At 72.1% G+C, this 22,011-nt stretch carries 16 protein-coding genes; 9 read left to right on the forward strand and 7 right to left on the reverse strand.

The genetic code is table 11. From position 1 onward, the window contains the following. Nucleotides 1-398 precede the first annotated feature (398 nt). Nucleotides 399-2,312 (forward strand): TonB-dependent receptor, encoded by a 1,914-nt coding sequence (locus tag K8625_RS11800; protein ID WP_370640425.1) that lies wholly within the window; start codon nucleotides 399-401, stop codon nucleotides 2,310-2,312. A gap of 3 nt (nucleotides 2,313-2,315) precedes the next feature. On the opposite strand, the gene K8625_RS11805 is transcribed toward K8625_RS11800, so the two are convergent. The 5 genes from K8625_RS11805 to K8625_RS11825 all read right to left on the reverse strand — a co-directional run bounded on the left by K8625_RS11805 (nucleotide 2,316) and on the right by K8625_RS11825 (nucleotide 9,155). After that, complete coding sequence (locus K8625_RS11805) at nucleotides 2,316-3,719, reverse strand: hypothetical protein (protein ID WP_223782768.1); 1,404 nt, start codon at nucleotides 3,717-3,719, stop codon at nucleotides 2,316-2,318. A 102-nt stretch (nucleotides 3,720-3,821) separates the two neighbouring features. Beyond that, the gene (locus tag K8625_RS11810) at nucleotides 3,822-5,171 is read right to left on the reverse strand and encodes a hypothetical protein (protein WP_223782769.1); all 1,350 of its coding nucleotides are present in this window, start codon (nucleotides 5,169-5,171) and stop codon (nucleotides 3,822-3,824) included. A gap of 102 nt (nucleotides 5,172-5,273) precedes the next feature. Next, complete coding sequence (locus K8625_RS11815) at nucleotides 5,274-7,271, reverse strand: ATP-dependent DNA helicase (protein ID WP_223782770.1); 1,998 nt, start codon at nucleotides 7,269-7,271, stop codon at nucleotides 5,274-5,276. Between the two features lie 139 nt (nucleotides 7,272-7,410). Beyond that, a complete protein-coding gene (locus K8625_RS11820; protein WP_223750668.1) occupies nucleotides 7,411-8,163 on the reverse strand; it encodes a hypothetical protein in 753 nt (250 codons plus the stop codon). Further along, nucleotides 8,160-9,155, reverse strand: a complete 996-nt coding sequence (locus K8625_RS11825) for a site-2 protease family protein (RefSeq protein WP_223750667.1) — start codon at nucleotides 9,153-9,155, stop codon at nucleotides 8,160-8,162. Before K8625_RS11825 ends, K8625_RS11820 begins: the two co-directional genes overlap by 4 nt. 212 nt (nucleotides 9,156-9,367) lie before the next feature. On the opposite strand from K8625_RS11825, the gene K8625_RS11830 reads away from it, so the two are divergent. The 3 genes from K8625_RS11830 (at nucleotide 9,368) to K8625_RS11840 (ending at nucleotide 11,376) form a co-directional block, all read left to right on the forward strand. After that, complete coding sequence (locus K8625_RS11830; protein WP_223750666.1) at nucleotides 9,368-9,715, forward strand: hypothetical protein; 348 nt, start codon at nucleotides 9,368-9,370, stop codon at nucleotides 9,713-9,715. A gap of 101 nt (nucleotides 9,716-9,816) precedes the next feature. Beyond that, nucleotides 9,817-10,617: a hypothetical protein gene (locus K8625_RS11835; protein WP_223782771.1), complete on the forward strand. Its 801-nt coding sequence runs from the start codon at nucleotides 9,817-9,819 to the stop codon at nucleotides 10,615-10,617. A gap of 42 nt (nucleotides 10,618-10,659) precedes the next feature. Next, nucleotides 10,660-11,376 (forward strand): HAD family hydrolase, encoded by a 717-nt coding sequence (locus K8625_RS11840; protein ID WP_141326661.1) that lies wholly within the window; start codon nucleotides 10,660-10,662, stop codon nucleotides 11,374-11,376. Between the two features lie 155 nt (nucleotides 11,377-11,531). On the opposite strand, the gene K8625_RS11845 is transcribed toward K8625_RS11840, so the two are convergent. Further along, nucleotides 11,532-12,002 (reverse strand): transcriptional regulator, encoded by a 471-nt coding sequence (locus K8625_RS11845; RefSeq protein WP_223750664.1) that lies wholly within the window; start codon nucleotides 12,000-12,002, stop codon nucleotides 11,532-11,534. A 163-nt stretch (nucleotides 12,003-12,165) separates the two neighbouring features. Between K8625_RS11845 and K8625_RS11850 the strand changes: the two genes are divergently transcribed. From K8625_RS11850 to K8625_RS11860, 3 genes are all read left to right on the forward strand, one after another. Then, nucleotides 12,166-13,026, forward strand: a complete 861-nt coding sequence (locus K8625_RS11850) for a calcium-binding protein (RefSeq protein ID WP_223750663.1) — start codon at nucleotides 12,166-12,168, stop codon at nucleotides 13,024-13,026. A gap of 462 nt (nucleotides 13,027-13,488) precedes the next feature. Beyond that, complete coding sequence (locus tag K8625_RS11855) at nucleotides 13,489-14,394, forward strand: lipid kinase (protein WP_324289149.1); 906 nt, start codon at nucleotides 13,489-13,491, stop codon at nucleotides 14,392-14,394. Nucleotides 14,395-14,446: 52 nt separating this feature from the next. Further along, nucleotides 14,447-17,317 carry a carboxypeptidase regulatory-like domain-containing protein gene (locus tag K8625_RS11860; RefSeq protein ID WP_223750662.1) on the forward strand — a complete coding sequence of 957 codons (2,871 nt, stop codon included), beginning with the start codon at nucleotides 14,447-14,449 and terminating at the stop codon, nucleotides 17,315-17,317. A 32-nt stretch (nucleotides 17,318-17,349) separates the two neighbouring features. On the opposite strand, the gene hrcA is transcribed toward K8625_RS11860, so the two are convergent. Continuing rightward, complete coding sequence (hrcA, locus tag K8625_RS11865) at nucleotides 17,350-18,381, reverse strand: heat-inducible transcriptional repressor HrcA (protein WP_046716540.1); 1,032 nt, start codon at nucleotides 18,379-18,381, stop codon at nucleotides 17,350-17,352. A gap of 260 nt (nucleotides 18,382-18,641) precedes the next feature. On the opposite strand from hrcA, the gene yedA reads away from it, so the two are divergent. Then, nucleotides 18,642-19,586, forward strand: coding sequence for a drug/metabolite exporter YedA (yedA, locus tag K8625_RS11870; RefSeq protein WP_223750661.1), 945 nt, complete (start codon nucleotides 18,642-18,644; stop codon nucleotides 19,584-19,586). Nucleotides 19,587-19,702: 116 nt separating this feature from the next. After that, nucleotides 19,703-21,994 carry a hypothetical protein gene (locus tag K8625_RS11875; protein WP_223750660.1) on the forward strand — a complete coding sequence of 764 codons (2,292 nt, stop codon included), beginning with the start codon at nucleotides 19,703-19,705 and terminating at the stop codon, nucleotides 21,992-21,994. Nucleotides 21,995-22,011 lie beyond the last annotated feature (17 nt).

Genomic DNA, 22,011 nt, shown 5'->3' on the forward strand with positions numbered 1-22,011 from the left:
GCCATGGTCAAGCCATGACTCGGTGCGCGCCCCGCGCATACTGAGGCACCTCGCCTCCCACCGGAAGGGACCACCCGAACATGCCTCGCAGGTCGTCTCGCCTCACCTCGTCGAAGCTCCGTGGGTGCCTCCTGCTTCCAGGTGCGCTGCTCGCGTCCGCGACCTGGGCCCAGTCCGCCGACCCCGAGACGAATCCCCCGCCGCTTGACGTTGTCACCGCCGCGTCGACTCGCACGACCCCGACGGCGCACGAAGGTCCTCACCTCCCTGGCCATGTCGTCGCGCAACCCGCGTCCACGAGCAAGACACCCGTCGACGACACACCTGAGCCCGCGGAACCCGACTCGACCTCGCGCACCGTCGTCACGGGCACGCGGCTGCCGCGTCCCATCCGCGACGTGCCCGCCACCACCGTGGTGCTGCCTCGCGAGGAGATCGACCGCAGCCCCACGCTGACCCAGGACACCCTGGTCCGCTCGCTGCCGTCCGTCGCCACCTTCCGTCGGACCCCGAGCCTCGTCTCCGACCCCACCGCGCAGGGACTCAACCTGCGCGGCCTCGCGCCCTCCGGCGTCGCGCGCACGCTCGTCCTCCTCGACGGTGTCCCCGTCAACGACCCGCTCGGAGGCTGGGTCTTCTGGCGCTCGCTTCCACGACTGGGCCTGGAGCGCATCGAGGTCGTCCCCGGCGGCGGCTCCGCCCTCTACGGCAGCTCCGCGCTCGGCGGCGTCGTGCAGCTCATCTCCCGTCCCATCACCGGCCCCGCCCTCGACGCCGACGTCTCCTATGGCAACCGCGGCACCGGCCTCGTCTCCGCGCGCGGCGCCCAGCGCTGGGGCCCCGTCGCCGCCGCCCTGGAGACCGAGCTGCTCACCAGCGACGGCTACCGCATCGTCAGCCCCGGCCAGCGCGGCGCCATCGACGGCGACACGCCCAGCAACCACGTCGTGCTCAACGGCCGCGTCGAGGCCCAGCCCACCGACACGCTCACCCTCTCCGCCCGCGCCAACCTCTTCCGCGAGAACCAGAACGGAGGCACCCGCTTCACCACCGCCCGCGTGGAGCTCGCGCAGTTCGGCGCGAGCGCGCGCCTCCAGACCGAGGCCCGCGGCACCTTCACCCTCGACCTCTTCGGCCGCGCGCTCCGCTTCGAACAGGACCGCGCCCGCGTGGCGCAGGACCGTGCCACCGAGGTCCGCGCCGCCTCCCAGGACGTCCCCGCCAACGACCAGGGCGCCTCCCTCGTGTGGACCGCGCCCGCCTGGAGCGCGGGCGGTACCCATCAACTCTCCACGGGGCTCGACGCCCGCCGCATGGCCGGCACCTCGCAGGAGCAGCTCTTCCCCGCCACCCAGGCCCCCGAGGCGCTCGTCGCCCGCGAGGCCGGCGGCACCCAGTGGAGCGGCGGCCTCTTCCTGCAGGACCTCTACGCTCCCATCCCCGCCGTGGAGCTGTCCGCCGCGCTCCGCCTGGATGCGTGGCGCAACACCCGCGGCCAGCAGCGCGTGGAGCGCGTCAACGGCGCCACGGACACCACCCGGTACGACGACCGCACCGAGCACCAGCTCAGCCCACGGCTGGGCCTGCGCGTGCGCCCGTGGGACCCCGTCACCTTCCGCGCCTCCGGCTATCGCGCGTTCCGGGCCCCCACCCTCAACGAGCTCTATCGCCCCTTCCAGGTCGGCACCGTCCTCACCGCCGCCAACGCGGACCTCTCCGCCGAGCGCCTGTGGGGCGCCGAGGCCGGCGTCGAGGTCGAACCCCTGCGCGCCCTCACCGCGCGCGTCACCGGCTTCTGGAACGTGCTCGAGGACCCCATCACCAACGTCACCCTGCCGGGCAACGCGGGCCGACAGCGCCAGAACCTGGGGCGCGCCCGCGTGCGCGGCGTGGAGGCCAGCGTCGACTGGCGACTGTCACGCCGCTGGACCGCGCTGCTCGCGTACACCTTCGTGGACCCCACTGTCACCGAGGCCCCCGGTCAACCCGAGCTGGTGGGCCGCCAGCTCGCGCAGGACCCCAGGCACCGCGGCGCCGCCAGCCTCACCTTCGAGGACCCGCGCCTGTTCACCACCACCGTGCAGCTCCGCGTCATCGGCCCCCAGTTCGAGGACGACCTGAACGAGCGCGGCATGGGCGGCGCGCTCGTGGTGGACGCCGCCGTCAGTCGACGGCTCTTCTGGAAGGTGGACCTGTTCGCCGCCGTGGAGAACCTCTTCGACCGCGAGTACCTGGCCGGCCGCGCCGGCGTGGACACCCTGGGCCCGCCCGTGCTCGCGCGCGTGGGCCTGCGCCTCAGGGATGCGCCGTGAGCCTCACGGACACTGGCGGAAATAGTCCACGCGCCGCAGCGGCCTGGCCCCGACCTCCGGCACGAACACCGAGGTGAGCATCACGTGCACGCGCTGCCACGCGTCCAGCTCCATGAAGGCCCCTCCGTAGTCGCGTCGGTCCGGCCCCACATTGGCGTCCAGCGTGGCCTTCACCCAGCCCTGCTGCGTCTGGACCCAATGGGCCAACGGCCCCGAGAGCCCCGACATCAGCAGGTGCACGGCGCCCGAGCTGTCCACCGCCATGCTCTCGAGCGGATGGACCCCCGGCTCGATGAGGCTCGTGTTCCAGTTCCCCTGCTCATCCCGAACGGCCAGCCAGGTCCCACCGGAGGAGCTCCACGCGACGTGCGGGACACCGGAGGAGGACAGCGCGAGGAGCGGGTCTCCCCACACCTCGGCGACGACCTCCGACACCCAGGTGCCCGAGGCGTTCGTGGCGTAGTGGAGGCGCTTCTGCGGATACCCCTCGTAGACCAGGTGGGCCTTGCCTTGCCCGTCCACCTTCAGCGAGGTGAAAGCAGACCGGTCCAGGGCCCGCAGGCCCGTGTCCTCCACCACGAGCGCCCCCGGAGGCCCATGCGTGTACATGAGGCGGTGCTCCGCGCCGATCCACGTGGACAGCGCATGGATTTGGCCTTGCGCGTCCAATTCGAGGCTCTTCACCAGACCGCTCGCCATCCGCGTCTCGACCCAGCGGCCCGACGTGTAGCGGAAGAAGTGCGTGGGGACATCCGTGGCGCCCTGCGCGAACTGCGGACTCAGGGCCACGTGGACCTCGCCCGAGGCGTCCACTCGGATGCCACCCGGCCAGGGCGGCGGCCCCATGAAGCCCGTCCTCGGAAACGTACGCCAGGGCTTCGTCGTCGGCACCCGCACGATGTCGTCGGTGAACTCGATGAGGTACGCGTCACCGTCCGCGTCGAGCGCGAAGTGCGCGTAGCCCTTGGTGCCCTCGGGCAGCAGGTTGCGCTTCTGCCAGCCCTGCTCGCACGCGCTCCAGGCCGACATGCGCGCGTCGACGCCCGCATCACTCAGCACGGGGCCATCCGGGTTGTGCGGCCACCCTCCCGCGTCCGGCGTCCCGCCATCCTCATCCACCCCGCCGTCCGCTGGAGGGAGCAGCTCACCGCCATCCCCCTGCCCGCCATCCTCCCCTGCATCCGGCCCGGCGTCCCGCATCACGGGCGGAGGTCCCGCGTCGTCTCCGGCGTCGAGGCCCGTCTCCGGCTCGCCGCCATCATCCCTCCCCGCGTCCCGGCTCTTGCCGCCAGCGTCCTCCTGGAGCCCGATCCACTTCTTGGGGTCGATGATGGGCTCACACGCGCACAGCCCCACCGAGACACACAGCAGGACGAGACGCAGTCGGAGAGAGGGCGAGCGGTCCACGAGCAACCTGGGGAGCGGAGACGGACCCGAGGGCCACGTCGGAGATGAAGGAAGCGAGAGGGAACTGTATCCGAAATCACGCGGGGGCCCAGGCGGGCCCATTCACTGACATTGCCGATAGGAGTCCATGGTTCGCAGCGGCCTGCCGCTCACCTCGTCGGGCTTCAGCCACGTGTGCATCACGTGCGCGCGGCCCTGTGAATCCAGCTCCATCGACGACCCCGTCGCGGAAGGAGGAAAGCCGAGGGGCTCGGGGCCGAGCCTCGTCCGCACCCAGCCACCACTCGCGTTGCTCAGGTGCAGCGGCGAGCCGTCCCACACCGTCAACAACAGGTGCACAACACCCGTCGGGCTCACGGCCAGCGCCTCCATCGAGGCCCTTTCGTCGCCGACGGACACCGCGGTCCATCCCGTCTGCGCGTCCCGCGAGGCCAGCATGATGTGGGTGCTGTCCATCCAGGCGATGTACGGCGTCCCCGAGGGCGACAGCGCGAGGTAGCCATCGTCCCCCTGCGAGGAGACGGGCTCCTCCACCCAGGCGCCGGACGCGTTCGTGGCGTAGTGGATGCCCCGGGGCTTCCTCGGGATGAAGGCCACATGCGCGTGTCCCCGGGCATCCAGCTGGAGGCTCGCCCGGTAGATGTCGTCATCGAGCACGAGCCCCGTCTCCTCGACCACCAGCGCGTCCGGCGGTCCATGTGTGTACAGGAGGCGGTTCTCCGGGCCGATCCACGTGGACATCGCGTGCAGGTGTCCGCGCGAGTCCACCTCCAGGTCCCACAGCAACCCGCCAGGCTTCACGGTGTGGACCCACCGGCCCGCGGTGTAGCGCAGGAAGTGGACGGGGACGTCCGTGTCGCCCTCGAGGTAGCGCGGGCTCAACGCCACGTGGACCTCTCCCGTCGGACCCACGCGCACGCCGACCACGTAGGGCTGCGGCCCCAACCACCCCGTCCTCGGGAACGTGCGCCAGGGCTTCGTCGTCCCCACGCGCAGGATGTCGTCGGTGTGCTCGATGAAGTACGCGTCACCGTCCGCGTCGAGCGCGAAGCTGCCGTACCCCTTGGTGCCCGTGGGCAGCACGGTGCGCTGCTGCCAGCCCGCGTCGCACCCGCTCCACTCGCTCATCCGCACGTCGACGCCGCCGTCTCCCAGCACCGGGCCGTCGTTCCCGACGACCCCACCCGCGTCCCCCGCGTCACCGGGGCCGCCATCGGCGCCACCGTCCTCGCCCGGCGTGGGCTCGCCGCCGTCCTCCCCCGCGTCCTCACCCGGCGTGGGCTCGCCGCCGTCCGCTCCGGCGTCATCGACATCCGGGTCGTCATCCACGGCGCCCGCGTCGGGCGGCTTCGCGATGGCCCAGGGCGACAGGACGATGGGCTCACACGCCACCACCCCCGCCACGGCGGCGAGCAGGAGCACTCTCGAGCAGAGCAGGACAGCCCAATCCACGAAACACCCTGGGAGCGGGGACGACAGGAGGGGACACACCCCGCCAGGGGCATACGCAGCGGGCGATTTATCCGGGCCATTTCCGCCCGGAAAATCCGCCGCTCAGTCCACCGGCCGCAGGATGCGCAGGGGGCGCACCGGGCCGTTGAACCAGCGGCTCAGCTCCACCAGGTCATCCACCCGGCGCGCGTCCGGGAGGCTGTCCAGGAACACCTGCCCGTACGCCTTGGTGCGGATGCGCCGGTCCAGCATCGTGACGATGCCCTTGTCGGACTGTGTGCGAATCAGCCGGCCGAAGCCCTGGCGCAAGGCCAACGCCGCCTGGGGCAGCTGGTACTGCTCGAAGGGCTCCTCACCCCGGGACTGCAGCTGCTTGATGCGCGCGGCCACCAGCGGGTCTCCCGGCGAGGCGAACGGGAGCCGGTCGATGATGACCAGGCTCAGCGCGTCCCCGGGCACGTCCACGCCCTCCCAGAAGCTGTGCGCCGCGAAGAGCACGCTGGGCGTGTCGCGGAACGCCTCCAGGAGCTGCGCCTTGGGACGCTCGCCCTGCAGCAGGGCTTGATACGGCAGCCGCCCCGCCGTCAGCTCGTACGCGCGCACCATGTTGCGCAGCGACGTGAAGAGCACGAAGGCGCGCCCGCCCGTCACCTCGCACAGCCGGATGATTTCTTCCGCCGCCGCCTCGATGAAGCCCGGCGCGGTGGGGTCCGGCAGGTGTGTGGGCAGGTACAGCGCGGCCTGGCGCGGATAGTCGAAGGGGCTGGGCACCGCCAGCGTCCGCACGCGCGTCACCGTCTGGCCGTCCTCGCCGTACAGCCCCATGCGCCGGGCGAAGAAGTCGAAGCGGCTCTCCGCCGCCAGCGTCGCGGACGTGTACACCACGGTGTCGAGCGCGCCGTACATCCGCTCGCGCAGCTCCTTCGCCACGTCGATGGGACTGGCGCGCAGGAACAGGCCCTTGCCGCGCTGCTCCGCCCAGTACACGTGGTCCGTCGACTCCGCCTTCTCCAGGAAGGTGAGCTGCTCCTCCAGTTCGTCCGCGCGGCGCGTGATGGCCGCCAGCTCCGGCTCGCGCTCGCCCGCGGTGAAGGCGGACAGCGCGCCCAGCCCTTCGCGCACGCCGCCCAGCGCGCTGGTGAGCTTCGCCATGCCCTCCGCCTGGAGCGTCACCGACGCCTCGTGGCCGGACAGCCCCAGCGCGCGGGGTGCCTGCGCGAAGAAGGCGTCCGCGCCGGTGCGCAGCCGGGCCGCCAGCGCGCGCAGCATCGCGTGCCGCGAGTCCTCCTCCTTCAGCGCCGCCACCGCGTCGCGCGCCAGCTCCTCCAACCGGTAGTTGGAGACACCCACGCCGAAGTGCCCGCTCGCCGCGTCCTCGAGCGCGTGCGCCTCGTCGAAGATGACCGCCTCGTAGAAGGGCAGCACGCCCTCGGTGCGCTTGCCGGAGCTGCGCAGGGACAGGTCCGCGAAGAACAGGTGGTGGTTGACCACCAGCAGGTCCGCGCCCTCCGCGCGCTTCCGCATGCGCGTGACGAAGCACGTCTCGTACAGCGGGCAGCGCGTGCCCACGCACGTCTCGGACGTGGTGGACAGCCGGGGCCAGGCGCTGAAGGACTCGGGCAAATCCAACTCGCCGCGGTCGCCCGTCTGCGTGTCCTCCGCCCAGGCCTTCAGCTTGGGCCAGTAGCGCGACTCCTCGCGCGTGGCGAACTGCGGGTCCTTGGAGAACGCCTCGTAGCGGTGCAGGCAGAGGTAGTTGTTGCGCCCCTTGAGGTAGGCCGCCTCGAAGGTGAGGCCCATCTTCTCGCGCAACAGCGGCAGGTCCTTGAAGAAGATCTGGTCCTGCAAGGTCTTCGTCGCCGTGGACACGACGACGCGCCGGCCCGACAAGAGCGCGGGCACCAGGTAGGCGAGCGTCTTGCCCGTGCCCGTGCCGGCCTCCGCCAACAGGTAGCTGCGCTCGGCGAAGGCCCGCTCCACGGCGCGCGCCATCTGGAGCTGCTCCGGGCGGTGCTCGTACGCCGGCAGCGCCACCTGGAGCGCGCCCCCCGGACCGAGCAGGCCATCGACGGACAGAGTGGGAGAGACGGGGAGCGTCATCGGGAGTGGCCAGCCTCGCGCAAGCGGCCCGACACGATAGCAGCCACCCGCGTCCGGAGCCCGTTTCCGACCACCCGCGAGCGCCACGGCCCGCACGGCCGGCCGCCTGGCGACGGGGCGTTTCGCGCCGGAGGATTCGTCAGGGCACGTCGCCGGACAGGAGCACGCCGACGCGCTGGATGATGAAGGCGGACATCAGCAGCACCACCAGGAAGAGCACCGCGATGGCCACCCCGCGCATCCGCCGCGACAGCAGCGACGCCCCCGCGCCCTCCACCTCCGTGGGCACCACCACCGTGGCGCGGCGGACGATCTCCTCCCGCGCCCGCTGCGCCACCGCGTCGTCCGGCGCCCGCGCCAGCCGCACGCGGTACAGCCGGCCCGCCGTCGCCAGCTCCCCGCGCCCCATGGCCAGGGTCAGCAGCCGGTCATGCGCCTCCCACTGTCCCCACTCCCCCGCCAGCCGGCGCCACTCCTCGCGCAGCGCCTCCGAGGGCTGGTGCTCCGACTCCACGAAGTTGGCGTACACCAACCCGCACTGCGAGCAGGACGTGTCCACCTCGCGCCGCGTCGACACACACTTGGGGCAGTGACCGGGCGGCGGCACGAAGAGCGCTTCGTCGTCCAGCGGCGGCGCCGCGGCCACCGCGCCCCGCACCACCCGCAGGGCCGGAGCACCGGCGCGCGCGGCGGACTCCAACACGGGCTCCTCCGCGGGCCTCGCGCTGGCGAGCGGCTCGCCGCCCACCGACGGCGTCACCGCCAGCGGCTGCGCGGCCCGGGCGCGACTCTCCGCGCCGCACCGCTGACACGACACCACCAGCCCTCCGGACTCCAGCCGGTAGGACTCCAGGGGGATGAGCCGCTCGCACGCCTCGCACTGGAACTTCATGACACCACCTGACGCAGGGGCACGGGCATCGCGCAGCCGATGAGGGCCAGCAGGCACAGCGCGCAGATGAGCTTGCGCGTGGGGCTGAGCGGCTCCTGCGGGTACACGACCTCCGGATGCCCGAAGCCCACCACCTTGCTCGTCACCAGGAGCCACAGCCCCCAGGACGCGGTGACGAAGAGCGTGAGGAACAGCAGCACGGCGGCCATCAGCCGCCCCACCCAGTGCGCGTGACGCCCCAGCACCGCGAACGCCAGGTGCCCCCCATCCAGTTGCCCCATGGGCATCAGGTTGAGCAACGTGACGAGCAGACCGAACCAGCCCGCGATGACCACCGGATGCACCAGCACGTCCTTCCCCTCCGGCAGGGGGCCCAATGCCAGCCACGTCAGCCCCTGCATCAACAGGCTGTCACCAAACAGGGTCTGCACGCCATGGAAGGCTTGCTCCGGCGCGGGCGGCGCGTGGGTCACCTTCGCCATCACCCAGGTGAAGAGCTCCTTGCCGTAGACCCACAGCGAGGACTCGCCGGGGAACTGCGAGGCGACCTGCGGCGCGTCCACCACCGCCGAGTGCGACAGCCCCCAGTAGAGGATGGGCAGCGCGACGACCAGCCCCGCCAGCGGCCCCGCCGCGCCGATGTCCACCAACGCGTTGCGGTGGGGGATTCGGTCGCGGATGCGGATGACCGCGCCCAGCGTGCCCACGCCCAACACCGGCAGCGGGATGAAGTACGGCAGCGACGTGTCCACCCGGTGCAGGCGCGCCAGCACGTAGTGACCCATCTCGTGAGAACCAAGAATCGCGAGCAGAGAAAGGCTGAACGACAGCGCGCGCGTGGCGGCCTCGGTGGAGACCTCGTCGGGCGAGTACGGGCGCTGGAAGTGGAAGTAGAGCAGGTAGGACGTGAAGGTCGTCGCCACCGTCAACAGCAGCAGCAAGAGGTGCAGCCAGTACCTGGGCGCGGGACGTGCGACGGGGACGGAGTCCATTCAGGGAGCCTCGGGTTCTGGGCTAGCAAGGCGAGGTGCGCATTACAACGCGGGCGCGCATCCACCATGGCCATACAGTGTGTCCGGACGGACCTTGACATGGGGTCGACATCTGGTACGACCGCGCCCGCTTGAAGGTCACTTTCAAACGGACGTGCGCCCTCGTGGGTGCTCGTCCACCGGACAAGCGACACTCACTAGAGGGGAAAACCATGAAGAAGCTCATCCTGTCGGCCGTTGCCGCGTCCAGCCTCATCGGCTGCACCAGCGTCGAGAGCGCCGTTGTCTCCGGGACCGAAATCGCCGCCAACGGTGAGGCCGTGGCCGTCATCCAGACGAACGCGCTGGGCCTGACCGCCATCTTCCACATCATCGACATCGTCCAGAGCGACCTGGACACCGTCGTCAACAAGCTCCTCATCGCCGAGGCGAAGGCCATGGGCGCCTCCAAGGTCGACCTGAAGTCGGCCAGCACCACGCCCCGCCACGGCATCTACGCCCTGTTCGGCACCATCATCGGCGTGACCTCCTCCACGGCCACCGGCGTGGCGGTGAAGTAGTCAGGCAGCCGGCCCTTCAGGGTTCGGCGACCTCGGGAGGCCCCCTGGCGACAGGCGGGCCTCCTTGCTTTTCAGCCCTCCTCCTGCCCCACTCGCGCCCCATGTCCCCTCGCCTCTTCGTGTGCTGTGTCGTGCTCGTCCTCGCGGGCTGCTCTCGGAAGTCGGACGACGTCGCGGCGCTGGCCTCGCAGGTGAAGACGCGGCTGGTCGAGCGTGACCAGAAGCTGTCCGGCTACGGCATCATCGGGATTGTGAAGGACGAGGGCCAGGACGCGGTGCCCTTCACCTTCGAGCACCGCGCGCCGGACCGCATGCGCGGCACGCTGGGCGAGCCCCCCGCGCGCATCTTCTCGTGGGACGGCACGCACCTGTTCGAGCAGCTCGACGGGGAGAAGCGCTTCACCACGTTCAAGTCGGAGCTGCCTCCGGCGAAGCTCGCGGGCTTCCTCACGCAGACCTTCAGCGCCTTCATCCCCGAGGGCTTCCGCGCGCCGCTGGTGTCGCACGGGGCCACGCTGCGCCGGGTGAAGCACGTGCGCGCCGAGGAGGCCGTGGAGCTCTCGTTGTCGCTCGGCGGCGAGGCCCAGGGAGTGGAGCTGGTGTACGTGCTGCGCTGGCCGCAGCTCGACTTCCTGACCAAGCGCTCGCGCTCGCCGGACGGGACGGAGGCGGAGGTGCGGATGGAGGAGGAGCACTGCGACCCCCAGCTGGGCCTGTGCGTGCCGAAGCGGCTGAGCCGCTGGTTGGGAGGCCGCAAGGTGGGCGCGACGACGCTCATCCAGCTGGAGCTGACGAAGCCGCCGCCCAACGACGCCTTCACCCTCGTGGCGCCCGAGGGCTACGATGTGAAGACGCGGACACTCGTGGAGGCCACGGAGGAGAACCCTCCCTCGGGCGGTTGACCCTCGACAGGTGCGTCCCCACTTTCGCCCGGGAGGCGAGTGATGGTGGAGAACGTCATCTTCGACGTGGATGGAACGCTGGTGGACTCGGTGGACGAGCACGCCGAGGCGTGGCGACGCTCGTTCCTGCATTTCGGACGGGATGTCCCCTTCGCGCACGTGCGCAGCCAGATTGGCAAGGGCGCCGACCAGCTCATCCCCGTGTTCTTCAACGACGAGGAGCTGGAGCGCTTCGGCAAGGAGATCGAGGAGTACCGCTCCAAGCTGTTCCTGGACGAGTTCCTGCCCAAGGTGCGGCCCTTCCCGCGCGTGCGGGAGCTGTTCCAGCGGCTGCGTCAGCAGGGGCGGCGGCTGGCGCTGGCGTCCAGCGCGAAGGACGAGGAGCTCAAGCACTACGTGCGGCTGTGCGGCATCGAGGGCCTGTACGAGGCCAAGGCCAGCAAGGACGAGGTGGACAAGAGCAAGCCCCACCCGGACATCTTCGAGAGCGCGCTGGCGCGGCTGGGTCGCCCGGACGTGAGCACCGCGGTGGTCGTGGGGGACACGCCCTACGACGCGCTCGCCGCCGGCAAGCTGGGCCTGCCCACGGTGGGTGTGCTGGCCGGGGGCTTCCTGGCCGAGGACCTGCGCGCGGCGGGCTGCCGCACGCTGGTGAAGGACGCGGGGGAGCTGCTGCGGCTGGCCGAGGAGTCCTCGGTGGAGTGGCCGTGGAACGGGCCGGGCGCGTCGCCCGCCGCCAAGGATGAAGAGCCGCGCTGAGCGCGTGCGCCGATGCGCCGCCGGACTCCGGACGGCGCATCGGGTCCTGCTCTCCCGCTGGCGCGCGTCAGGCACCTCGTCGAGCCTGGCTCGAAACGCATGACAGGCCAGGCGCACCGCCTCACTCGAGATGGAGGCGCCTGACCTGGGGACTGCTACTTGCGCGAGCGCCCACGGCGCGAGGTCCGCCGGGCGGTGGTGCCGCGACGGCTGGTGGTCTTGCGCGCCGTGCCGCCGCGAGAGCGGCTGCTCGTGGATGAGCGACGGGCCGTGGCGCGCCTGGCGGCCGTGCGGCGCGCGGTGGACTTGCTGCCGGAGCGCGTGGCGCGCGTGGGCTTGCGCGCGGTGGACTTCCGGCTGGACGTGGCGCGCTTGGTGGCCGTGCGGCGGCCTCCCTTGCTTCCGGCCTTGCGCGCGTTGGCGCGGGCCTTGGGACGACGGCGCGCCGCCTTCGCCTTGCTGCCGGAGCCGCCCTTCATGCCGCCACCGGTGAGCTTGTTCACCGTGGCCCAGGCCCGAGCCTCCGCGGTCTTCTCCGAAGTGCCCTTGTCCTCGTAGCCCTTCTCGATGTGCTCGGCCATCCGCTTCTGTTTCGCCGTGTACTTCGCCTTGCTTCCTCGTGCCATGCGTCGCCCTCCGGGCTGTGTGCTCCACCGGCACAGGGCCGGCCTTGCCTGGAAGGTGCGCAGCCGCCCATGCACAGGGAAGGGGCGCGGCAACTTCTTCCCACCCAAGGGGTTCGAGCCGTGCGAGGCCGGACACCGCGGCCCCTCACCCGGAGCGCATCCGATGAACCGACGCACCCGCATCCTCGCCGCCACGCTGCGCCTCGCCCTCGCGTGGGGACTGACCGCCTGCGGCCCCGAGTCGGACGAAGCCGCCGCGCCCCATGTCCGCGAGGCCGCGTCCTACCTCGCGCTCGCCGAGGAAGAGGGCGGGCTCGGCGAGGACGCGGTGGTGGACGCGGACACGCCACGGCTGGAGGCCATGGTGGAGGAGGAGTTGGAGGACGGGCGGACCGAGCCCACGGACACCGGTGACGTGTGCGACTTCGAGGCGCACCGCGCTCGAGTCGTGGCCCGCCATGACGAGAACGCGGATGGTGTGCTGGGACGGCGAGAGCTTCGCGCGCTGCGCGTGGACCTGGGCGAGCGACGCGACAGCCTCGACTCCCGACGGGTGCACGAGGGCCGGCGTGTCCGACCGCAGGCCTTCTGGCGTGTGCGCTGGGTCTTCGACCAGGACGCGGACGGCGCGCTGTCGCCCGAGGAGCGCGCCGCGCTGGGGGATGCCATGGAGGCACGTTGCCAGCGCCTGCGTGCGCAGCGACGGGAGCAGTACGACACGAACGGCGATGGCGTCCTGGATGAGACCGAGCGACGGGTCGTGCGTGAGGCGCGGCGCGCCCGCTGGGAGCTCCTGCGACGGGAGCGGCTCGAGACGTACGATGTGAATCGCGATGGTGTGCTCGATGCATCGGAGCGCGCGACGCTGCGCAAGGCGCGCGTGGAGGCGGCCTGGAAGCGGCGCGCGGAGGTGCTCACCACGTACGACACCGACGCGGACGGCGTGCTGAGCACCGCGGAGGCCTTACCGCTGAGAGAAGCCCTTCAGCAGCGCATCACCGAAGGCCACGACGCGGAGCGCTGAGCCGCTGCGTCCGCGCGCCGCCGAACCGGCACGAAGCTGCGGGGCCCACCCGCTGCGGCGGACAGGGTCGCTCGAACTCCTCCACCGACACGAAGCCGCTGCATCCGCCCGCTGCGGCCGCCAAGCCCGTGCGACGCGAAGCCACTGCGTCCACCCGAGGCTCCTCCCTACGGGAGATCCCCATGAGCCCGGCCCCACGCATGGAGCCATGACGTCCTCCGTCGTGTCGGGCGGGCTCGCAGGCCCACACCGAGCCCTTCACCCTCCGGATGGAGGGCCTGGCCCCAGGAGGAGGCTCCCGGCCCCGCGCTCGCCGCGAGCCTCGTCCTCCGGGGCCCGCTGGCCTCGCGGACGGGGCGTGCACATCTTGCCGACCACGCGACAAGGAGAAGGTCCCTGGAACCCGCGCTCATCGAGCCTCCCCGCCGGCTGCCTCTCGACGAGGGCCCCGCGGCTTTGGTCGTGAACACGCAGTCCCGCTCGGGCCGGGAAGCCTATGCGCTCGCCAGGAGCGCCCTCGCCTCCCGGGGTGTCGTGCTGGCGGAGAGCCATGCGTTGTCCAGAAGCGGACGACTGCGCCGCGTGCTGGAACAGCTGCTCGAGCGGGGCACGCGCCGCATCCTCGTCGGAGGTGGAGACGGGACGCTGAGCGGAGCTGTGGGCCACCTGCTGGGTCGCGACGTGACGCTCGGCGTGCTGCCGCTGGGCACGGGCAACGACTTCGCGCGCTCGCTGGGAATCCCCGCCGACGTGGAGGCCGCGTGCGACGTCATCGCCCGGGGCTACGCGGCGCGCGTGGACGTGGGCCTCGCCAACGGTCGCCCCTTCCTCAACGCGGCGAGCCTGGGCCTGGCCACCGCCATCGCCAAGCGCCTGACGAAGCGACTCAAGCAGCGCGCCGGCGTGCTCGCCTATCCCGTGGCCGCCGCCGCCGAGGTGATGGACCTCAAGCCCTTCCGCATCCGGCTCAAGGCGGACGAACAGGAGGTGGAGATGGACGTGCTCCAGCTCGTGGTGGGCAATGGCCGCTACCACGGCGCGGGCATCATGGTGGCGCCGGACGCGCGACTGGACGACCGACGGCTGCACGTCTACGCCATCGAGGCCCCGTCGGCGAGCTCGGGCCGCGACGGCACGGGCCTGGGCCAGCTCCAGGACCTGGCCACCCTGGCGCGCGTGGCCCTGTCGCTCCGCAGCGGAGAGCATGTGGACCACCCCGCCGTCACCTCGCTGCGCGCCGCGCGCCTCTACGTCGAGGCCACGCCCGCCCAGGAGATCAACGCGGACGGGGAGCTCATCGGGATGACGCCCATGCGCTTCGAGGTGGCCCCCGCGGCGCTGCGCGTCTACGCCCCCGCGCCCTCCTGAATTCCGAATTGTTTCAGGGTGGCTTACGCTGGCCTCTCCGCGAGGACGAGCCATGCGACAGCGTTTCCACCGTCCCTTCATCATCGCCGCCTTCCTGGCCCTCTGCGCCGTGCTCCTGCTCTGGCTCCGAGTCCCGCATCAGGGCGAGGCGGCCCCCGCGAAGGAGCCCACCCCGCCTCGCCCCCTCAACGGCGAGACGACGCGGCCCGCCCCTGGAAGCTCCGCGCCCGCCACGCCGCGTGACACGCCGGTGACGCCCGACGAGGGCGCCTTCCTCGTGCGCGTCACCGGGCCCCAGGGGCCCCTGGCGGGCGCGAAGGTGCGCGCCTTCCGCCGGCCTCCCGATGAACGCCGCGAGCCCACGTGGCGACTCACCAGCGAGGGGACCACGGGCCCGGACGGCACCGTCCAGCTCCCCGCGCGCCCCGGTGACTATCTCGTCACGGCGCAAGCCCCGGGCCACGCCCCCGCGCGCCGCGAGGCCACCCGCCCGGAGGACCTGCCCCAGACGGTGGTCGAGCTGACGCTGACCGAGGGCGTGACGTTGCGAGGCCGCACGGTGGAGGAGGGCGGCGGTGAGCCGGTGCCCCTGGCCGAGGTGACGCTCCATCCCTACCCGGGCACGGCCTTCTCCTGGGCCCAGCCCGTGGAGCTCGCGGAGGAGGCGGCCACGGCGACGAGCGACGGCCGTGGCCAGTTCGAGCTGTCCGGCCTCGCGCCCGGCCGCTACCGGCTCACCGCGCAGGCGCCCGGCTTCAGCCGCCGCGAGCTGCTCTTCCTCCACGTCCCGCAGCAGGGGGAGCTGGTGGTGGGGCTGTGGGGCGCGGGCACGCTGGAGGGCTATGTCGTGGACGCGAAGGGGCAGCCCGCCCCTGGCGCGCGGGTGCGGGCCACGGGAGGCCTGACGCCCCTGGAGACGACTTCGAGCGAGGGCGGCGGGTTCGCGCTGGAAGTGGGCATGGGCAACTGGGTGCTGACCGCGCAGCGTGGCGACGCGGTCGGTCGCGCGCCCGGGACGTTGTTCGTGGGCCCCGGCCAGACGCTGCGCGGCCTCACCCTCACGCTGGGCGCCGAGGGTGGCCTGACGGGCGAGGTGCGCTCCACCGACGTCGCCTTCCCGGTGCGCTCCGCGGAGCTGGTGGTGCACCCCGCGGACAGCCAGGGGGAGCTCGCGCGCACGACGCTCGGCGGTGGCGGCATCTACCGGCTGGGACTGCCTCCAGGCAGCTACGACGTGGTGGTCCAGTCGCCGGGCTTCTCGCGAGGCATGAAGGCGAACGTGGAGGTCGGCACCGGCGTCTTCACGCAGCTGGACTTCGAGCTGGAGCCCGCGAGCGCCAGCCTGCAGGGCATCGTCCAGGACGCGCGCGGCACGCCCGTGGAGGGCGCGGAGGTGCGCCTGGACGCGGGCCGCCGCTCGGGTGTGGCGGCGCGCACCACGCACACCGACGCGAGGGGCGCGTTCGCGTTCCGGGAGCTGGTCCCCGGACAGGTGCACGTGCGCGCGCGGCGCGAGGGCGTCCAGGGATGGACGGAGAAGGTGGAGACGCTGCTGCCGAAGCGGTCTGTCTGGACGACGCTGGTGCTGGCGGACACCGGCATGGTGCAGGGCCGCGTGACGCAGGCGTCCGGCAAGCCTCCGTCCGAGCCCGCGCTGGTGCGCGCCGTGGCCCGCACGTCGACGGGCGGCGGCGCGGCGAACATCAGCTACGCGGAGACGGACGCGCAGGGCGTGTACTCGATGGAGCTGCCCGCGGGCGTGTACCAGCTCACCGCGGTGCTGCCGCGCGCGCGCTTCATCTACTTCCAGGACGATGACCCCAGCGTCACGGTCCATGCGGGGAGCGCGGTGCAGCAGGACCTGGTGCTGCTCGAGGAGCGCGGCATCTCCGGCACGGTGCGCGAGCCCTCGGGCGCCCCCAGTCCCTTCGCCATCGTCGCGGCGGTGCAGGGCGGTGACATGCCCTTCATCCTGCGCGTGCAGGCAAACGAGGAGGGCACGTTCGAGGTCCCCACGCGTCCCCAGGGCGCGCCGCCGCTCGCGGAGCTGGCGGCGTACAACGCGGGACGCACGGTGAGGGTGCCCTCGGTGAGCGAGGGTCAGGGTCTGGTGGAGCTGCGGCTGAAGCCGGCGGCGCGCCTGCGCGGGAAACTGGTCGCGAAAGGGGGTACCCCCCCGGATGGCTTCACGTTGACGCTGACGGAGGCGAGCGGCGAGGAGCTGCCCTGGGAGGCGGAGGCGCCGTCGACGCGGCACTTCACGGGTGACACGTTCGAGCTGCTCGACGCGCCGGGACAGGCGCTGAAGGTGCACGTGCGCGCGAGAGACGGGCGCACGGGCTCCGCGCAGGTGGCGCTGACGCCGGGCGGCGCGAGCGAGGTGGAGGTGGAGCTCGAGGGGACGGGCGCCGCGGGAATCGCGGGGCGCGCGGTGTGGGCGCGCAATGGGGGACCGGCCGCGGGCGTGGCGGTGTTCCTGGACCAGCCCGTGTCCGCGAAGCCCGACACGCACACCGGCCCGGACGGACGCTTCCAGCTCCCGGACGTGCGCCCCGGGCCGCACACGGTGCGCCTGATGCCGTTCGAGGGCCGCGTGGAGACGCGCGCGGTGAAGGTGAAGCCGGGCGAGACGACGGACGTGGGCGACGTGACGGTGTCTCCGCGCCGCGCGCAGCCGGGCACGGTGGGGGCGGGCTTCAGCGAGGCGCGCGGCTCGGTGGAGGTCGCGTGGCTGACGCCGGACGGGCCCGCCGCGCGCGCGGGCGTGGTCGTGGGAGACCGGCTGGTCTCCGTGGATGGCCTCGTGGTGAGGGACCGCGCGGAGGCGGAGGCCAGGACACGGGGCACGCCGGGCTCACCCGTGCGGCTCCAGGTGCGACGCGAAGGGCAGGAGCGCGAGCTGTTCGCCACCCGCGCGGAGTAGGCCGCGCGGCACGCGCCCGTCCCTGCGTCGGACTACACCTTCTCCAGCACGCGCGAGAGCACCTGCGCGGTGAAGTTCACCAGCGGAATCACGCGCCGGTAGTCCATGCGCGTCGGGCCGATGACGCCCACCGTGCCCAGCACCTGCTCCTGGTTCCCATAGGGGCTGGCGATGACCGTCACGTCACCCGCGGCCGAGAAGTCGCTCTCCGCGCCGATGAAGATCTGCATCTCGTTCGCGCGCTGCACCCGGTCCAGCAGCGACAGCAACCGGTGCTTCTCATCGAGCGCCTTGAACAGCGCGCGCATCCGCTCCACGTCCGCGAACTCCGGCTGCTCCAGGAAGGAGCCGGTGCCCTGGATGAGCACGCGCTCCGTCGTCGGCAGGTCCGTGGCGGCCGCGCCCAGCTTGAGCGCCTTCGCCGTCAGCGCGTTGTAGAGCGCCTGCTCCTGGTCCATCTCCGCGCGGATGCGCTCGCGCGCCTCCTCGAGCGGCACCTCGTGCAGCAGCTCCGACAGGAAGTTGCTCGCCCGCATCAGCTCGTCCGAGGTGATGGGGAAGTCCACCGTGATGGCCTTGTTGACCACCTGCCCGCTCTGCCCGACGAGGATGGCCAGCACCCGGTCCTCGCGCAGCCGGACGAACTCGATGCGCCGGAACACCGCCGAGTCGGGCCGAGGCGTCACCACCACGCCCGCATGCCGCGTCAGCGAGTGGAGGATGCGGCTCGCCTCGCCCAGCATCTCCTCCAGGTTCGCCTCATGGAACAGGCCCGCGTGGATGAGCTCCCGGTCCCTGGGCGTCGGGTCCTTCAGCTTGACGAGCGTGTCCACGTAGAAGCGGTAGCCCGCATCCGTGGGGACCCGGCCGGCCGACGTGTGCGGCTTCTCCAGGAAACCCAGCTCCTCCAGGTCGGCCAGCACGTTGCGCATGGTCGCCGAGGAGACCTCGAACCCAGGGCGCCGGGTGAGCTGCTGGCTGCCCACCGGCCCGCCCGTGGAGATGTACTCCTGCACCACGGCTCGCAGGACTTCCTTCTCGCGTTCACCCAGCTCTTCGGACATCCAGGCGCTCTCACTTGGGAGCCCGTGGCCCACCACCTCGCGGCCACCGCTCCAACACCCAAGTGTAAGAAAGCGCGTCCGCGGGTTCAATCCACGCCCCATCCGCCGAGCGGCCGACAGCGGGCCCCCACCGCGCCCCGTCCGCCAGCGTCCGAGCGGGCGTGCACTCGCACTGTATCGCCCGGGAGAACGACCGACTGTGGGGTATGGCAATGCTCACATGGCCGACGGGGTGTGCCGACGCTACAAGCCGCGCCACCGTGACCGCCTCATCCGCCGCGTCATCCCTGTCCACGCCTCCCGCCCCCACCCTCACCTCCGTCTCCCTCGCGGACACGCCCACCCCGAGCGCCCCGCGCGGCCGCCTCCTCTTGTGCCTGGTGACGCTGTACCTCGTTTGGGGGTCCACCTATCTGGCCATCCGCTGGGTGCTCCAGGGAGGCATGCCGCCGTTCCTCGCGTCGGGGACGCGGTTCCTGCTGGCGGGGACGCTGATGTTCGCGGCGCTGTGGCTCAAGGGCACACCCGTGCCCACCGGGCGACAGTGGGGCGCGAGCGCGGTGGTGGGCACGCTGCTTCTGGGCGTGGGCAACGGCGGGCTCGTCTTCGCGCAGCAGTGGGTGCCCTCGGGCGTGGCGGCGCTGGTGGTGGGCAGCCTGCCCATGTGGTCGGCGCTGTTCGGTGGGCTCTTCGGACAGTGGCCCGGGAAGCTGGAGCGCTGGGGGCTGGCGGTGGGCTTCGGCGGCATCGTGCTGCTCAACCTGGGAGGTGAGCTGGGCGGAAGCCTGCTGCCCACGCTGGTGTTGCTGGTGTCGCCGGCGAGCTGGGCGCTGGGCTCGGTGCTGGGCCGGCGCATGCCCATGCCCACGGGCATGATGGCGCCCGCGGCGCAGATGCTGTGCGGCGGCGCGCTGATGCTGCTCTTCGGGCTGTTGCGCGGCGAATCGTTCGACGTGATGCCGGAGCCGCGCGCGTGGGCGGCCTTCGCGTACCTGGTGACGTTCGGCTCGCTGGTGGGCTACAGCGCGTATGCGTACATGATGCGGCACGCGAGCCCCTCGCTCGCCACCAGCTACGCGTACGTCAACCCGGTGGTGGCGGTGCTGCTGGGCGCGGTGTTCGCCGGCGAATCCCTGAGTCCCCTGGCGTGGGTGGCCATGGCCGCGATTCTTGGCGCCGTGGTGCTGCTGACACGCAAGCGCTGAGGGACGACGTTCGCGGACCCGCCGTGCCCGGGGGGACACACGTGCGGTGTCAACCCGGGCCGACGAGGCCAGACGGCGCTTGACGTGGGTTGTGTCTCGGGCTGTTTAACGGAGGGATGGAATCCCTTCGCGCGCTCTGCCTCGCCTGCCTGCTCGTGACGGGCGTGTCCACCGCCGCTCCCGTCATCCAGGTCCCCGAGGGAGGCCCGAGCGTCCCCGTCACCGCCAAGGGCACGCTGTGTGGCCCCGTGAGGGCCGGCTGGACGCTGTCGCCGGACGGACGCTCGCTCAAGCCTCCCGCGCGCGTGGAGCAGGATGACGCGCGCATCCTCGAGCTGAAGGTCGCGCCCACGGGTGGCCAGTGCGAGACGACGGAGGAGCGCGTCACCGTCATCGCCACCGGCCCCTTCCCGCGCGTGGACGCGGCGGGCACCAACTTCTTCCCCGACGAGGGCCGGGTGGAGCTGCGCGGCACGGGGCTGTCGCACGTGGGCGTCGCCTGGAGCGGCACGCCGCGCACGGTGGCCGAGCCGACGTTGATGGAGGGTCAGGACGTGTGCCTGACGCCATCCGTGGAGCGAGGCCCGGGCAACTGCACGGTGCCGGTGGCGCGCGGGCTGCCCACGGACGCGGCGCTGTACTGGACGCCGCCGCATGGGCGCTGGGGCAAGGACGTCACCACGTTCGATGCGTCCGGCAACGTGGTGGACCCGGAGACCTTCCGCCTGCGTCCCGGGCGCGTGGTGCTCACCCAGCCGCTCATCCAGTCGGCGGGCGTGGACGTGTCGCGCGGGCCGGGCTTCGTGGCGCTGAGCCACTCGGAGGCGCTGGCGTCGGTGGACTGCGGTCCGGTGCGCTGCGAGGTGAACGAGGGCTCGGTGTCCTTGCGCAACGTGCCGGGCGTGGACGTCAGCGTGACGCTGCGGCTGAGGCTCGCGCCGCGCATCTACTTCGCGCGCGGCGAGGCGCTGGACCAGGTGCTGGTGGAGACGCTGCCGGTGCTCGCGTGTCCGCTGACGGCGGTGGACGGCACGGTGCTGCGCGACGCGGAGAACTCCGCGATGGTGGTCCGCCTGGACGTGTCCTGTCAGCACGACCCGCGCAAGCTGCTCTGGGCCATGAACGACCAGCGCGCCCGCGTGGAGCGCGTGGTGAAGGCCTCCGACGGCACCTACGTGCTCCTGCGCACCGGCGGCACGTCCGAGCAGCAAGTGACAGTGAGCGCGCAGACGTCGCGGGTGGAGGGCTCGGTGGTGGCGTCGGACACGACGAGGACGCAGCCGTTGCCGGTGCCCAGGGCGTCGCTGGAGCTGGGCGACCAGGGCACCATCGACTTCATCCCCATCAACCGGCCCGCGGAGCTGCACGTGGCGGCCAGCGGCGAGCAGGGCCGCTTCGTGCCGCGCCCCGTGGCGGGCGCGTACACCGTCACGACGCGCGACGGGACGACGTACGTGCAGGGCGAGCCCACCGCGGGCGGCTTCGTGTCGCTGCGCTTCGGCTATCAGCTCTCCACGCTGCCGGGGGAGCTGGCCACCACGGACCTGGTGGTCGTCACGGAGCGGGTGCAGCGCTCGGTGCGCGAGGCGAGCGTGCCCATCCGGGTGGAGAGCGTGGTGGAGCTGGTGTGCGCGGACAAGGACGGCAAGGACCGGGTGCTGGAGCCCAGCCGTCCGCACCGCATCGACTACGCCATGCGCAACTCCTGTCGGGTGGTCATCCACCGCGAGCGGCTCAAGCCCGAGCAGGGCGCGCAGGAGGTGGTGCTGCGCATCGGCGTCACCAAGCCGGATGGTTCGGCGCGCGGGGAGAGCCAGGTGGAGCAGCGCATGTTGCTGCGGCCGCAGGGGGAGACGCGCACGATTCCGGTGCCGGGGCAGCTGGGCCAGTTCGACCGGATTCTCGTGCAGGTGTCGCTGGTGGCGGACGAGTCGCGCTATGCGCTGAGCACGGCGGACCGCTCGGGGCTGCCGTCGGCGCAGTGGACGGCCATCGTCAGCGGCGGGCGGCTGCGGCTGTACACGACGGCGACGATTCCGGCGGGTCTCTACCGGGCCACGGAGCCCAGCGGTCAGCTCATCCTCAACTTCGGCGTGGTGTCGCGCCTGGCGCTCTTGAATGACGAAGGCCAGGAGCGGCTGCTCGGCTTCGAGATGGGGCTGATGGGCATGGGATTGATTCCCCAGTCCGGCGACATCGAGTTCCCGCCGACGTTGGCGGTGGTGATGGGGCTGAGCTTGCGGGTGCCCATCGGTCCGGGCGCGGCGGTGGGCGCGCAGGCGTGGGTGGCGCGGGAGTTCCGCGACGACATCACCCGCCGCTCGGACGGCTCCGTCGTCGACTCGAGCCGCTGGTCCTTCATCTTCGGACCCAGCATCTCCGTGGGCAACGTGGGCTTCAACCTGTGACGCGAGGGGGCGCCCTC

It is taken from the genome of Myxococcus sp. AS-1-15 (genome assembly GCF_020037055.1).
Classification (GTDB): Bacteria; Myxococcota; Myxococcia; order Myxococcales; family Myxococcaceae; genus Myxococcus; species Myxococcus fulvus.

Bases quoted from the DNA above. Each gene is read 5' to 3' on its own strand.
- K8625_RS11815 (WP_223782770.1), bottom strand. From the start codon at position 7,271: ATGACGCTCCCCGTCTCTCCCACTCTGTCCGTCGATGGCCTGCTCGGT.
- K8625_RS11820 (WP_223750668.1), bottom strand. From the start codon at position 8,163: ATGAAGTTCCAGTGCGAGGCGTGCGAGCGGCTCATCCCCCTGGAGTCC.
- K8625_RS11825 (WP_223750667.1), bottom strand. From the start codon at position 9,155: ATGGACTCCGTCCCCGTCGCACGTCCCGCGCCCAGGTACTGGCTGCAC.
- K8625_RS11830 (WP_223750666.1), top strand. From the start codon at position 9,368: ATGAAGAAGCTCATCCTGTCGGCCGTTGCCGCGTCCAGCCTCATCGGC.
- K8625_RS11835 (WP_223782771.1), top strand. From the start codon at position 9,817: ATGTCCCCTCGCCTCTTCGTGTGCTGTGTCGTGCTCGTCCTCGCGGGC.
- K8625_RS11840 (WP_141326661.1), top strand. From the start codon at position 10,660: ATGGTGGAGAACGTCATCTTCGACGTGGATGGAACGCTGGTGGACTCG.
- K8625_RS11845 (WP_223750664.1), bottom strand. From the start codon at position 12,002: ATGGCACGAGGAAGCAAGGCGAAGTACACGGCGAAACAGAAGCGGATG.
- K8625_RS11850 (WP_223750663.1), top strand. From the start codon at position 12,166: ATGAACCGACGCACCCGCATCCTCGCCGCCACGCTGCGCCTCGCCCTC.
- K8625_RS11860 (WP_223750662.1), top strand. From the start codon at position 14,447: ATGCGACAGCGTTTCCACCGTCCCTTCATCATCGCCGCCTTCCTGGCC.
- hrcA (WP_046716540.1), bottom strand. From the start codon at position 18,381: ATGTCCGAAGAGCTGGGTGAACGCGAGAAGGAAGTCCTGCGAGCCGTG.
- K8625_RS11875 (WP_223750660.1), top strand. From the start codon at position 19,703: ATGGAATCCCTTCGCGCGCTCTGCCTCGCCTGCCTGCTCGTGACGGGC.